A 14238-nucleotide genomic window follows, 5' to 3' on the forward strand; every position below is an offset into this window, starting at 1 on the left:
AAAACGGGCGCAGGGTGCCGGTGGGACTGGTGACTGCGGGTGGGCTTGGGTAAGTTGGCCCCATGGCACAAGCACCCCGATTCATTCACCTGCGCACGCACTCCGAGTATTCGTTGTTGGAAGGGGCGTTGCGGCTGAAAAAGCTGCCTGATCTGTGCAAGGGGGCCGATATGCCGGCGCTGGCCCTGACAGATACCAATAACATGTTCGCCGCGTTGGAATTCTCGGTCGCCATGGCGGGGGCCGGTGTGCAACCGATCATCGGCTGTCAGGTGGATCTGGCCTATGTGAAGGTGCAACCGGGGGAAAAGCCGCGCGATCCGGCCCCTGTGGTTTTGCTGGCCCAATCCGAGGCCGGGTATGAAAACCTGATGAAGCTGAACTCCTGCCTTTATATCGACAAGGGCGGGGCGCTGCCGCAGGTCACCTTGGAGGAGCTGGAGGCGCTGAACGGTGGGTTGATCTGTCTGACAGGCGGGGCAGGCGGCCCCGTGGGGCAGCTGTTGCAGGGCGGTCAACGTCCCGCGGCAGAGGCATTGATGGCACGGCTGCACGGGGCTTTTGCCGACCGGCTTTATGTCGAGTTGCAGCGCCACCCCGGCGAGGATGGCCAGCCCGTAGCCGAACAGCTGACCGAACGGGGCTTTGTCGAGATGGCCTATGACATGGGCATCCCTTTGGTCGCGACGAATGACGTCTATTTCCCCAAGGCAGATATGTACGAGGCCCATGACGCGCTGATCTGTATCGCGGATGGGGCCTATGTCGATCAGCAGCACGAACGCCGCCGGCTGACCGCGCAGCATTACTTCAAGTCACAGGCCGAGATGGTGACGCTGTTCGCCGATCTGCCCGAAGCCATCGAGAACACGGTCGAGATCGCCAAACGCTGTGCCTTTATGGCCTATCGCCGTGATCCGATCCTGCCGAAGTTTGCGGATGACGAGATTGAAGAGCTCAAGCGGCAGGCGCATGAGGGGCTGAAAAACCGGCTCAAGGTGATCCCCCACGCCACCAGCGTCGAGGAATATGAAAAGCGGCTGGATTTCGAGCTAGGCATCATCGAGGGCATGGGGTTCCCCGGCTACTTCTTGATCGTTGCTGATTTTATCAAATGGGCGAAAGACAATAATATTCCCGTCGGGCCGGGGCGGGGCTCGGGGGCGGGTAGTCTGGTGGCCTATGCGCTGACGATTACCGATCTGGACCCGCTGCGCTATCAACTGCTGTTTGAACGGTTCCTGAACCCCGAACGGGTCTCGATGCCCGACTTTGACATCGACTTTTGCATGGATCGCCGGGAAGAGGTGATCCAGTATGTGCAGCGCAAATACGGGCGCGACAAGGTGGGGCAGATCATCACCTTCGGGGCGCTTTTGTCCAAGGCGGCGGTGCGTGACATCGGGCGGGTCTTGCAGATGCCTTACGGGCAGGTGGATCGCCTGTCCAAGATGATTCCTGTCGAGGGCGTGAAACCCGTCAGCATCGAAAAGGCGCTCGCGGATGAGCCACGCCTGCGCGAGGAGGCCAAGAACGAGGAAGTCGTCGCGCGGCTGTTGAACTATGGCCAGCAGGTCGAGGGGCTGTTGCGCAACGCATCGACCCACGCGGCGGGGGTTGTGATCGGGGACCGGCCACTGGACGCGCTGGTGCCGCTGTATCAGGATCCACGCTCCGATATGCCCGCGACGCAGTTCAACATGAAATGGGTCGAACAGGCCGGTCTGGTCAAGTTCGACTTTCTGGGCCTCAAGACCCTGACCGTCATCCAGAACGCGGTAGACCAGATCAAATCCTCGGGCCGTCACCTGCATGTGGCCGCCGACGGGACAGAGCTGTTCGAGCCGCCCGAGGGGCTGATCGACGATATCGCCACCATCCCATTGGACGACGAGGCCTCTTACAAGCTTTATGCCAGCGCCAAGACGGTGGCGGTGTTCCAGGTGGAATCCAGCGGCATGATGGATGCCCTCAAACGGATGAAACCGACCTGTATCGAGGATATCGTGGCCTTGGTCGCGCTGTACCGGCCCGGCCCGATGGAGAATATTCCGGTCTATTGCGAGGTCAAGAATGGCCAGCGCGAGCGGGAATCCGTGCATCCCTCGATTGACCACATCCTGGAGGAAACACAGGGGATTATTGTTTACCAGGAACAGGTTATGCAGATCGCGCAGGTCATGGCGGGCTATAGCCTTGGCGGCGCTGACCTGCTGCGCCGTGCGATGGGTAAAAAGATCGCCGAGGAAATGGCCAAGGAACGCCCCAAGTTCGAAAAGGGCGCGATGGCCAACGGGGTCGACAAGAAAAAGGCGTCTGAGGTTTTCGACCTTCTCGAAAAATTCGCCAACTATGGTTTCAACAAATCCCACGCCGCCGCCTATGCGGTGGTCAGCTATCAGACCGCATGGCTCAAGGCGAACCATCCGGTCGAATTCATGGCTGGTGTGATGAACTGCGATATCCATCTGACCGACAAGCTGGCGGTCTATTTCGAAGAGGTCCGCAAACGGCTGGAACTGCCCTGGGTGCCGCCTTGCGTGAACCGGTCGGATGCGACATTCAAAGTCGTGGACGGCGCGTTGGTTTATGCGTTGGGCGCGCTGAAAAACGTCGGGGTGGAGGCGATGAAGCTGATCACCGAAGGCCGCAAGGTGGACGGCGTCGACAAGCCCTTTGCCACGCTTTTTGATCTGGCGCGGCGGGTTGATCTGAAACGGGTGGGGAAACGTCCGCTTGAAATGCTGGCCCGCTCCGGTGCGTTCGACCAGCTGGACAACAACCGCCGCCGCGTCTGGCAGTCGTTGGACGGGTTGGTCAGCTATTCCGCCGCGATCCACGAGCAGAAAGCCTCTAATCAGGTGTCGCTGTTTGGCGAGGCGGGGGATGACTTGCCAGAGCCGCGCATCGTGCCNTGCGACGATTGGGANGCCGCCGANCGCCTGACCGAAGAGTTCAAGGCCGTNGGCTTCTANCTGTCNGGCCACCCGCTGGACGATTACATGGGGCCGATGAANCGNAAATCCGCNACNGGCGGTGTGCCNTTCCTGACGCTGGACGAGCTGACCGAGAAAGTCTCGGTCAAAGGGGCGATGAANGCCCGNCTGGCAGGGATCGTCGCCGGACGGCAGGAACGTAAATCAGCGCGCGGCAACCGCTTTGCTTTTGCGCAACTGTCGGACCCGACGGGCGCTTACGAGGTGACGCTGTTTTCGGACACGCTGGAACTGGCGCGCGACCACCTTGAGACAGGNTCNAAGGTCGTNGTCATGGTCGAGGCGACGATGGAAAGCGACCAGTTGAAACTGCTGGGCCGGTCNGTGGTGCCGATCGACACGGTGGTCGAGGATGCGGGCAACATGGGGCTGCGGATCTTTGTGGATGATGCGGGGGCTATTCAGGCNGTCGCCGATGTGNTGGCCGGTGCCCGATCCGCGGCNCGCAGCGCGGGCAAGGGGCCGGTGCAACTGTGCCTGATGGACCCGACCCTNCCCGGCGAGGTGGAGGTTGATCTTTGCGCCGAATACCCTGTCACCCCNAAGATCAAGGGNGCNATCCGGTCCCTGACCGGCGTGATGGAGGTAGAGGAAATCTGACGCGNCCCANNGGGGCGACGGCAGCTTCCTNGANNNGGCNTCCGATCAATAGTGCGGCGGGCGTTCGTTGCCGATGACAACCCCNTCGGNGCCCGCTGCCTCGCGTTCGCCCTCGCGCTGCATCAGCATATGAACCCGCCGTGTCAGGGTCGCGATCTCTGTCTCCTGACGGGCGACGACATCGGACAGGTCATCCACCGTACGGATCAGATGGGCCATTTGTTCTTCGAGCTTATCCATGAGGGCACCTTGCAGCTTGCGCGTTTGCCGTCCTCCTAACAGNTTGTATGGCGTTCGATAAGGGGGGATGCGTGCCGCGGNGGGNCCGCGTCGCTTGCCCTTGGCGGGGGGTTGGGCTAGACGCGAAGCGCGATATTCAGCCCACAGGATGTGATCCAATGGCCAAGCCAAAAAAGACCCCCCGCCCCAAGGCCGAAACGCCAAAGGGGTTTCGTGACTATTTCGGTGCAGAAGTAACACAGCGTGCCGAGATGCTGCATAAGATTGCGCAGGTCTATCATCGCTATGGCTTTGACGCGCTGGAAAGCTCCGGGGTCGAGACGGTGCAGGCTTTGGGCAAGTTNCTTCCCGATGTGGATCGCCCCAATGAGGGCGTCTTCGCGTGGCAAGAGGATGCAGAGGCGGACAAGCCCGGCGACTGGCTGGCCCTGCGCTATGACCTGACNGCACCGCTGGCACGNGTCTATGCTCAACACCGCAATGATCTGCCCACGCCCTATCGGCGCTATGCGATGGGGCCGGTCTGGCGCAACGAAAAGCCGGGGCCNGGCCGCTTCCGCCAGTTCTATCAATGNGATGCCGATACGGTCGGCGCACCGTCGGTCGCNGCNGATGCNGAGATCTGCGCGATGCTGGCNGATTGTCTGGAAGAAGTCGGGATNGANCGCGGCGATTACATCGTGCGGGTGAACAACCGCAAGGTGCTNAACGGTGTGATGGAGGTCGCAGGCGTGCTCGACCCNGCCAACCCCGACAATTTCGCCCACGAGCGCGGCATCGTGCTGCGTGCGATTGACAAGCTCGACCGGCTGGGACTGGACGGNGTNCGNGCATTGCTGGGCGCGGGCCGCAAGGATGACAGCGGCGACTTTACCGATGGNGCAGGGCTNAGCGATNCTCAGGCCGATGTGGTCATGGGCTTTATGCAAGCCAAACGNGACAGCGGTGCGGAAACCGTCNCGCGGCTGCGTGAACTGGTCGCGGGTTCCGANACAGGCGCGCAGGGCGTGGACGAGCTGGAAACCATCGCCGATCTGATGGCGGCCGGCGGCTACGGCGCTGACCGCGTAGAGATCGACCCCTCCGTGGTGCGCGGTCTTGGCTATTACACCGGTCCGGTGTTCGAGGCGGAACTGACCTTCGAGATCCAGGACGAAAAAGGCCGGCCCCGCAACTTTGGCTCTGTCGCAGGGGGCGGGCGGTANGACGATCTGGTCAAGCGCTTCACCGGTCAGGAAGTCCCTGCAACGGGNGTCTCTATCGGCGTCGANCGGCTGCTTNCAGCACTGCAGGCCAAGGGCCGGATGTCGGCGCAGGCCGAAGGGCCCGTGGTGGTGACCGTGATGGATAAGGCNCGCATGTCCGACTATCAGGCGATGGTCGCCGAATTGCGTCAGGCAGGCATCCGGGCCGAGGTTTATCTNGGCAACCCNAAGAACTTTGGCAACCAGCTGAAATATGCAGACCGCCGCGCCAGCCCGGTGGCGGTGATCGCGGGCGGGGATGAATTCGACAAGGGTATGATCCAGATCAAGGACCTGATCCTTGGCGCGAAAATCGCTGAAAGCGCCACGCTGGAGGAATGGAAAGACCGCCCCAGCCAATATGAAGTGGCGCGTGGGGATCTTGTCTCTAAAGTGCGCGAGATACTGGAGCTGAACCGCTGATGGCTACNCGATCCGACATCCTCGCCAAAGCCGCAAGCCTGCGCGCNTTGTTCGAGGCGCAGGGNGCNGCGGTGGTGGAACCGCCGATCCTGCAACCCGCCGAGACCCTGCTNGACCTTTATGGCGAAGACATCCGCGCGCGCGCCTATGTNACCTCGGATGCGATGCGGGGCGAACAAATGCTGCGCCCCGATTATACCTTGCCCGTGGTGCAGATGCATATGGCCCATGGGGCGGACCCGGCACGCTACACCTACGCGGGCGAAGTGTTCCGCCGTCAGGAACGTGATCCCAACCGCGCCAATGAATATATTCAGNCGGGCTACGAAGTCTTTGACCGTGGCGNTCCCGCGGCAGCCGATGCCGAAGTCTTTGCCCTGATCCAGGGCGCGTTGGAGGGGCTTCCGGTCACTGCCGTGACGGGGGATATCGGTATCTTGATGGCTGCGGTTGCGGGGCTGGATACATCGGCGTCGCGCAAGGCGGCACTGATGCGGCACATNTGGCGGCCCCGCCGGTTCCGTGCGNTGCTCGACCGCTATGCTGGCAAAACGCCGATGCCCGCGACCCGCGCGGCGCTCTTGGCCAGTGACGGTGNTATCACCGCACCNCTGATCGGCCTGCGCAGTCTGGACGAGATTGAAACACGCATCGCCGCCCTGCGCGCCGACGCCACCGAGCCGGCCCTGTCGCGCACGCAGGTGTCCTTGCTGCTGGCGCTGCTGGATGTGCGTGAAACCATGCCCAATGCGATCAGCCAGTTGCATGACCTTGCCGTCGATATGCCCGCGATCTCTGATGCGGTGGACCGTGTCGCGGCGCGGGAAAAGGCGCTTGCCGGCCGCGGTGTCGATACCGGTAACCTGATGTTCGAAGCCAGCTTTGGCCGCGTGTCGATGGAATATTATGACGGGTTCGTCTTCGGCTTCCGCGCGGCGACACGGCCCGATCTGCCCACCATCGCCACAGGCGGACGCTATGACGCGCTGACACGGCGGCTGGGGCAGGGCGGCGAAATNCCCGCGGTGGGNGGNGTCATGCGCCCCGGGNTGATGCTGGAACTGGAGGCAGGCCAATGACGATCAAACTCGGTGTGCCCTCCAAAGGGCGTCTGATGGAGAAAACCTTTGAATGGTTTGCCGCGCGCGGGATCACCTTGCAGCGCACGGGCTCCGAACGTGAATACGCGGGGGCCGTNGAAGGCATTGAGGGCGTGTCGTTGATCTTGCTCTCTGCGGGCGAAATCCCCCGCGAACTCGCCGCTGGCCGTATCCATCTGGGCGTCACCGGCACCGATCTGGTGCAAGAGAAACTGGCGCTGTGGGATCAGCTCGTCGCCCCGGTAGAAGAGCTCGCCTTCGGGCACGCCGATCTGATCATCGCGGTGCCTCAGGCCTGGATCGATGTTGATACGCTCGATGATCTGGATGCCGCCGCCTCGGCNTTCCGCGACAAGCACGGGTTCCGCCTGCGCATTGCGACGAAATACCACCGGCTGGTGCGGGANTTCCTGCGCAGCACCGGTGTCGCGGATTATGCGCTGGTCGACAGCCAGGGGGCGACCGAAGGCACGATCAAGAATGAAACCGCAGAGGCCATCGCCGACATCACCTCGAGCGGGGAGACATTGCGCGCCAANCACCTCAAGATCCTGTCCGACGGGCTGATCCTGCGGTCACAGGCGACGCTTTGGCGCAGCCGGATGGCAGAGATGGATGATNCGGATCGCGCGACGATGACGGCCCTGCTGGCGCGACTGTCCTGACGCGCATGCGCGCGGCATCCTGCGGATGCGCCTCCGGCGGGAGTTTAAGGGCAAAATGAANAGGCACGCGCGGCCCTGCTTCATTTTGCCAAGTAAACTCNAANNCCGCGGGGGATGCGTGCGCAGGCGCTGCTGCTAGAGCACGCCGATCTCGGCCAGCGCGCGGTTCAACTCGATGGGCAGGGGCTCTTCGTGGTCGCGGCCTTCGGGCAGATCGGCAGGGGCATCCTGCGGCGCGAGGTAGCGCCACCCCTGAAACGGGCGTTTGAGGCTGCCTTGCACCCGGATGATCTTGGGGTCCAGCACGATCGCGCAGCGGCGCACGCCGTCCGCGCCCGATGTCTCGTCCAGACGCAGGATTTTCTGACGACACTGGATCACACCTTTGATCACCCAGAAGATCGACCCGCCGTTCAGAATCTCGGGTTCGCGTTTGGGCCACATGCGCGTCACGTGGCGGGGAAAACCGTCCTCGGTTTGCACGCGTTTTTTTTCCTGCCATGCGGCCAGATCATCGACGGTTTCCGTGCCGACGGACAACTTGATGAGATGTATATGATTTTTCACAGAATCCTCCGTCGCTGCTACAGCATCATGTATTCTAATACACACTTTCTTCAACCTGTTGTGCTTGCGCTTTGATTTGGGGTATGGTGAACACCTTCCCAAACAGCCCTCAAGGAATCGAATATGTCACGATTTGCCGCCCCCATTGCCGAACAGATTTGGGACATGAAATACCGTTTTAAAGATGCCGACGGCACGCCGCGTGATGTGACGGTAGAAGACAGCTGGCGGCGAATCGCCCGTGATCTGGCACAGGTCGAAAAAGCACCGGAAAAATGGGAAGAGGCATTTTACGAAGCGCTGGAGGATTTCAAATTCCTCCCCGCGGGCCGCATCACTGCCGGGGCAGGTACTGCGCGGCGTGTGACATTGTTCAACTGTTTCGTCATGGGCACCGTGCCTGACAGCATGGCCGGCATCTTCGACATGCTCAAGGAAGCCGCTGTGACCATGCAGCAGGGGGGCGGGATCGGCTATGACTTTTCCACCATCCGNCCCCGTGGCGCGGATGTGCTGGGGGTCTCTGCTGACGCCTCCGGCCCGNTGAGCTTTATGGATGTCTGGGATGCGATGTGTCGGACCATCATGTCCGCCGGGTCGCGCCGNGGCGCNATGATGGCNACNATGCGCTGTGACCACCCTGATGTCGAAGACTTCATCGCCGCGAAATCCGACCCCGCGCGGCTGCGGATGTTCAACATGTCCGTGTTGATCACAGACCCTTTCATGGATGCGGTCAAGGCCGATGNCAGCTGGGATCTGCAGTTCAACGGCAAGGTCTACCGCACNGTTCAGGCCCGTGATCTGTGGAACCGGATCATGAAAGCCACGTATGAGTTCGCCGAGCCCGGTGTGATNTTTATCGATCGCATCAACGAGGCCAACAACCTGAGCTATTGCGAAACCATCGCCGCCACAAACCCCTGTGGGGAACAGCCGCTGCCGCCCTATGGTGCCTGTTTGCTNGGGTCGATCAATATGGCGCGGATGGTATCCGATCCGTTTGGCGACAACCCTCAGCTGGATGTCGAGGCGCTGAACAAGCTGGTCGCGACCGCTGTGCGCATGATGGANAACGTCGTTGANGTGTCGAAATTCCCGCTTGACGAACAGCAGGCAGAGGCGAAAGCCAAGCGCCGCATCGGTCTGGGTGTCACCGGTCTGGCGGATGCCTTGTTGATGGTCGGGCTNCGCTATGGCTCGGACGCGGCGGCAGAGCAGACCGAGGCGTGGCTCAAGGCGATTGCGCGGGCGGCCTATCTGGCCTCCGTCGATCTGGCGAAGGAAAAGGGNGCCTTCCCGCTGTTCGAGGCAGACGCCTATCTGGCTTCCGGCACCATGCAGCAGATGGATGAGGATGTGCGCGACGCCATTGCCGAAAACGGCATCCGCAACGCGCTTTTGACCTCGATTGCGCCCACAGGCACCATCAGCCTTTATGCAGGCAACGTCAGCTCNGGGATCGAACCGGTCTTTGCCTATGCCTACACCCGCAAGGTTCTGCAAAAGGATGGCAGCCGNACCGAGGAAGAAGTCGTCGATTACGCCGTACAGATGTGGCGCGATCTGAAGGGCGACGCGCCCTTGCCCGACTATTTCGTCAATGCACAGACGCTGGCCCCTCTGGATCACGTCAAGATGCAGGCCGCGGCACAGAAATGGGTCGANAGCAGCATCTCGAAAACCATCAACTGCCCCGAAGACATCAGCTTTGACGCGTTCAAGGATGTTTATATGGCCGCTTGGGATCANGGCTGCAAAGGCTGCACGACCTATCGTCCCAATGACGTGACCGGATCGGTTCTGTCGGTATCGGAAAGCGCCGATACAGCCCCGGGCGAGGTTGCGGCCCAAGCCACCGCAGAGGAAGGCGGCGAGGTCGTTTATATGTCCGATCCGCTGGACCGCCCGGAAGAGCTTGAGGGCTCCACCTACAAGATCAAATGGCCCGACAGCGAGCATGCGCTGTATATCACCATCAACGATGTGGTGATCGGTGGGCATCGTCGNCCGTTCGAGGTCTTTATCAACTCCAAGAACATGGAGCATTTTGCCTGGACGGTCGCGCTTACCCGCATGATCTCTGCCGTGTTNCGTCGCGGTGGCGATGTGTCCTTTGTCGTCGAAGANCTGAAGGCCGTCTTTGATCCGCGCGGCGGCGCCTGGATGCGCGGCAAATACATCCCGTCGATGCTGGCCGCCATCGGGGGCGTGATCGAACAACANCTGATCGCCACCGGCTTTATCGCNGGCGAAGGGCAGGGGCTGAAATCCGACCCGCAAGCCAAGGTCGTCGGCCTGGANGCCCCCCNCGGCAAAGCCTGCAGCAGCTGCGGCCAATACGANCTGCGCATGGTCGAAGGCTGCATGACCTGCGGCAGCTGCGGCCATAGTAAGTGTGGCTGATTGGAGTTGGGGTGAGTTATGTGTCCTTGCGGGCATAGTTATGCCAAAACCCGCGATTTTGTTTGCCACGAAACGGGATTAGTTTTGCCGTAGGTGCCTAACGCACTGAATCGAAATGGTTTTGGCCAAATGNAATTTTGGCCGAAACAGACCTAAAAAGCGTGAATTGGCGGGGCAAGAGGCAGTGGGCAACAAGTAGATGTGAAAACCAAGAACAGTTTGCAATTCGACCGGTTTAGATTGCAACTGTGACCACTATAAACTCGCCACCGCCTTTTGGATGCTTCGGCGGGTTTATTTTTGATTGAAACTTCAGTCGAAAGCTCCGTCGGCCGAGGGGCTTCTTTTTAGACCCTGCGGGGGCGACACAGGGCGTCTGCGAGGAAATCCGGCCGATAAGAATCCCGATTGATTGCATGCGCTGCTCAATCGGGGGGACTGTTTGTTTATCCCCTGGATTACCCAGTGGGTTCTCTGGCGCTTGGCCCGATGGGCATCATACCGGATCTGGGGTAAGGCAGGCGCGCGAAACGTGGATATGGCTATCCATCCCGATCCAAAGTGGACGCGACGAGAGGGCGACAACGCCGACTTTTAAGGTCCTCGCGTTCCGAGATCTTAGCGGCGCACTTTCCCAAACTGGCTCCGCGAACTTTCTAAAGAAGTGATGTGGGTCATAATCAGAACCCCACGGATCGATCCCCATCATTATGCTGATATACAGTGCGCGACCCCGGCGATGGAGCGCCGTTAAATACCAAGTTAATAATTTGCCATTTGATTAAGAGGCTTGCATGATGAGCTTTTGATCGGGGGTTATTGCCGGGTTCAAGCGGCACTCTCTCATTATGCAATAAAGGAATAAATGGAATGACCGTGGGCGAAACCTTCGGCCGCACCATCCAACCGTTTCTGGTAGACGGCAAACCCACCGGCCTGCGGAAGGCCACCATCCACGGTTGGACTGGCTTGCTATTCGTTTCCGGCGCCTCTGCTTTCGGGGATCTGACTGCGCGAGATGAGGTCGACCGCACTGGGGTCTATATCCTCTCGGGGCCGGATCCAGACAAAGCAGGCGGCATCCGAGTATACATTGGATCAGGCAATTCCGTTGCCGAACGGATCAAACAAAGCGCCCTGAAGCGGGATTTCTGGGAGACCGCGATCACCATTACAACCAGCGATGATGATATGTCGAAGGGGCATGCTGAATACCTCGAGGCGCGCCTCATCCAGATCACCGCTCAAGCGGGCCGCGTATCACTGGATAACGGGACCCAGCCCGACACACTGCGCCGAAGGTTGCCAGAGGCCGATGTAGCAAATATGGAGCAGTTTCTGGCCAATCTGCGGATCATTCTGCCGGTGATCGGCCTCGAGATGCTTAAACAGCAGCCGAAGGCAGTGACGCAGACTGAGCAGCCGGTGGAGGAACGCACTACGGGAGAAGTGCAGTTTGAGATTCGGCACAAGAGCGGTGTGCAGGCTACAGCGGTAGAAGAAGACGGCGAGTTCATTGTTCTTGAAGGCTCCGAGGCTTTAAGCGGCACTGGATATGTCCAGCAAAGCTATAGCGGGCTAAAAGAAAAGCTGATCACAGAGGGTGTGCTTGTGCCCCAGGATGGTCCAGTTGGCACCAATAAGATGCGGTTTGCCGCGCCTTGGTCTTTCAACAGTCCCTCAGCAGCTGCTGCAGTGGTGTTGGATCGGAATAGTAATGGGCGAATTGAATGGAAAGTCAGGGGTGCGAACCAGACTTACCATGATTGGCAGCAAGCACAGGCGTCGAAGCAGGAAGCGATAGAATGAACCAGCCTATTCGGCAGCATCGAGGAAGAACGAGGTTCAACGTCCACCACCTGGCCCTCTTCCGCGACTTTTCGGAGGAGGGCAGGTGACCCGCTAAGGAGCCGGCCGCAATAGCGGAGAGGATTGGTCTCACTGGTCTCAGCCAGGCCGTTTTGGCTCAGCCCCTCGACCGCAAGCGCCTTAGGGAACTCGTTGCGGATCGATCTAATGTTAGCGATCACGATATTCTTTGGGCGATTTTGATTTGGGGCGGAATTAACTTTGCCAATAGGCCCCGACTTGCCAAATCTGACTTCACGCCGCTCGTGGAAGAGATTAGCAAACTGCGCGGAGGTGCTGCAGAACGATCAAATCGCGCTTTAGCCTACGATGGGATGTCACGAACTATCGCTTCAAACGAGATCTCAGGGATTGCGCCGGCGTTCTTTACGAAGCTGATCTTTTTCGCGGCGCCTAAGCTGAACGGATACATCATGGATCAATGGACGGCACGCTCCGTGAACCTGGTTTGCCAAAAACCCTTCATCCGGATAACCAAGAACGGTTGGGTCGAGCCACGAAATACGCCTGAAATCTACGAGAAATTCTGTCATACTGTTGAGCAGCTTACTTTGGATTGCGATTTCGGAAGTGCAGAAGAGACCGAATTGCGCTTATTCGGAACCGGTGGCAGAGCGAAGAAAGCCTGCACATGGCGGAAACATGTGCGTAAACTGCCAGTGGCTCGCCCCGGTTCGAAAAAGGACAGCGATACTTCAGAGCATGTTAGTTAAGATAGGATCCCTGCCGGGAAAGCCCTACTGACCTCCCCCTATGGATAACCAGGGCCTCAGAGCGCCACCAACTCTATTGATACGCTTTCTCCATCAGCTTGTGCTCTCGTAGGTGCCAATCGCTCATGGTTGACATCACAAATCGCTTCAACGTCTTATGCGACAATTGAAGAGAAACTGATTTACAGAGAAGAGATTATGAGGATGCACAGGTCTGCGCTTTTTGGGGGCAGGTTTTTCCGGCGGTTCCCCATCCGTTTCTATTATATCTCGATCTGAACATGGATGGAGTAGCAGAATGGACCGAGGTCGGCGCTGAACAAGGCTTAGATCACCTCGCCATGTTGTCGCCGGTGGAAACACATTACCAATCGCTTTTGCGCGGGTTCAGCTCGGTCACGACCAGACTGAGAAATTACAGTTTCTATGCCTTCTGGATTGCGCACTACAAACGAAATGTCCGGAACGATTCCCGGCAGGTTTTCGAGGATCAGACTCGGCGTGTCGAAGCTTTGTATGCGCTTGCCTCCGCCCAGCGACCAGCTGAAACAGGAGTGGCTGGATCGACCTTCGCAGTCGAGAAACTCCAAGCAGACGGCGAAGTAATCGATTTCCGTGTCGAGACGGACTATTCGACCCCTCAGGTAGAACGATACCTCGCACCCCGCGGTGGAGCATTTCCCGGGATCTATTATGGGCAGATGGCGGAGATGGGTCTCGTCGGTCGCGGCAAGCATCATGGCCTCCCAGTTCCAAACGAAGCCTGCAATGCGCTCGCAGAAGCCTATGAGGCGGCACTCGGCGGCTTTACCGGTGATTTCCTGCGACTCGCGGAAAAAGGGCAGGTGACCCGTGCCGAGCTTGCGCCGATGGTTGCGATGGCGCCGTCCTCTTTGGACCAGGAAAGTAAAGAGGCAGCGATACTGCGAGATCTTCTGCTGGGCGAAGATGGGGCTGATTTATCAATTAACCGCCGCGCCACTCTTCATGCTATTCTCGAAATCGCTGCAAAGGTAAGAGGAGAGGTTGAGGGTGGTGCAGCCGGTGAGAAGGTCACCGAAGAAATGCTCAAGTGGCGATTCCTGGAGACCGCCCCCGAGGGGGCTTCAGCCACCATCCATCGCTCTTGGCAACACTACCAAGTAGGAGACATGGTTCGTCTTATATACGAGAATTTGCTCAATCACTCTATTCTGGCACTTGAGGACGCGGACGAGGGCCTAACAGCGCCCGAGCTTATCGCAGAGCTGGTGAAAGAGGTTCCTGAAATTTCCTTTGAGGCTTGGCTCACGTCACTCGCTGATTGCCAAGGGAGTTTAAGAGAACTGCAGGCGCGCGGAATGGTGCGCGCATGTGCTTCTCTCAGCGACATTCTGGCACCGTTGGCTGTAAGCGTTGCCTGGACAGCACCTTCC

10 protein-coding genes are annotated in these 14238 nt (G+C 59.4%); 8 read left to right on the forward strand and 2 right to left on the reverse strand.

Annotation, left to right across the window (positions count from 1 at the left end; all coding sequences use genetic code 11):
• Window positions 1–62 precede the first annotated feature (62 nt).
• Window positions 63–3596 (forward strand): DNA polymerase III subunit alpha, encoded by a 3534-nt coding sequence (dnaE, locus tag CBB63_RS16135; protein WP_286699881.1) that lies wholly within the window; start codon window positions 63–65, stop codon window positions 3594–3596.
• A 45-nt stretch (window positions 3597–3641) separates the two neighbouring features.
• On the opposite strand, the gene CBB63_RS16140 is transcribed toward dnaE, so the two are convergent.
• Complete coding sequence (locus CBB63_RS16140) at window positions 3642–3836, reverse strand: SlyX family protein (RefSeq protein ID WP_286699882.1); 195 nt, start codon at window positions 3834–3836, stop codon at window positions 3642–3644.
• Between the two features lie 158 nt (window positions 3837–3994).
• Here CBB63_RS16140 and hisS point away from each other — a divergent pair, with 158 nt between their 5' ends.
• The 3 genes from hisS (at window position 3995) to hisG (ending at window position 7268) form a co-directional block, all read left to right on the forward strand.
• Window positions 3995–5503 (forward strand): histidine--tRNA ligase, encoded by a 1509-nt coding sequence (hisS, locus tag CBB63_RS16145; protein WP_286699883.1) that lies wholly within the window; start codon window positions 3995–3997, stop codon window positions 5501–5503.
• Window positions 5503–6582, forward strand: coding sequence for an ATP phosphoribosyltransferase regulatory subunit (locus CBB63_RS16150; RefSeq protein ID WP_286699884.1), 1080 nt, complete (start codon window positions 5503–5505; stop codon window positions 6580–6582). The genes hisS and CBB63_RS16150 overlap by 1 nt, the downstream gene beginning before the upstream one ends.
• A complete protein-coding gene (hisG, locus tag CBB63_RS16155) occupies window positions 6579–7268 on the forward strand; it encodes an ATP phosphoribosyltransferase (protein ID WP_286699885.1) in 690 nt (229 codons plus the stop codon). The genes CBB63_RS16150 and hisG overlap by 4 nt, the downstream gene beginning before the upstream one ends.
• A 135-nt stretch (window positions 7269–7403) precedes the next feature.
• Here the strand turns inward: hisG and CBB63_RS16160 are convergent, their stop codons facing one another.
• A complete protein-coding gene (locus tag CBB63_RS16160) occupies window positions 7404–7835 on the reverse strand; it encodes a DUF1489 family protein (protein ID WP_005852088.1) in 432 nt (143 codons plus the stop codon).
• Between the two features lie 123 nt (window positions 7836–7958).
• Between CBB63_RS16160 and CBB63_RS16165 the strand changes: the two genes are divergently transcribed.
• The 4 genes from CBB63_RS16165 to CBB63_RS16180 form a co-directional block, all read left to right on the forward strand.
• On the forward strand, window positions 7959–10241 hold the full coding sequence (locus CBB63_RS16165) for an adenosylcobalamin-dependent ribonucleoside-diphosphate reductase (RefSeq protein ID WP_286699886.1): 2283 nt from the start codon (window positions 7959–7961) through the stop codon (window positions 10239–10241).
• Between the two features lie 870 nt (window positions 10242–11111).
• Complete coding sequence (locus CBB63_RS16170) at window positions 11112–12050, forward strand: GIY-YIG nuclease family protein (RefSeq protein ID WP_286699887.1); 939 nt, start codon at window positions 11112–11114, stop codon at window positions 12048–12050.
• Between the two features lie 152 nt (window positions 12051–12202).
• Window positions 12203–12823 carry an 8-oxoguanine DNA glycosylase OGG fold protein gene (locus CBB63_RS16175; RefSeq protein ID WP_286699888.1) on the forward strand — a complete coding sequence of 207 codons (621 nt, stop codon included), beginning with the start codon at window positions 12203–12205 and terminating at the stop codon, window positions 12821–12823.
• A gap of 281 nt (window positions 12824–13104) precedes the next feature.
• Window positions 13105–14238: hypothetical protein (locus CBB63_RS16180; protein WP_286699889.1), on the forward strand; the 1134-nt coding region annotated here is incomplete at its 3' end.

It is taken from the genome of Sulfitobacter sp. TMED3, from assembly GCF_002167505.1.
GTDB classification, from domain to species: Bacteria; Pseudomonadota; Alphaproteobacteria; order Rhodobacterales; family Rhodobacteraceae; genus Sulfitobacter; species Sulfitobacter pontiacus.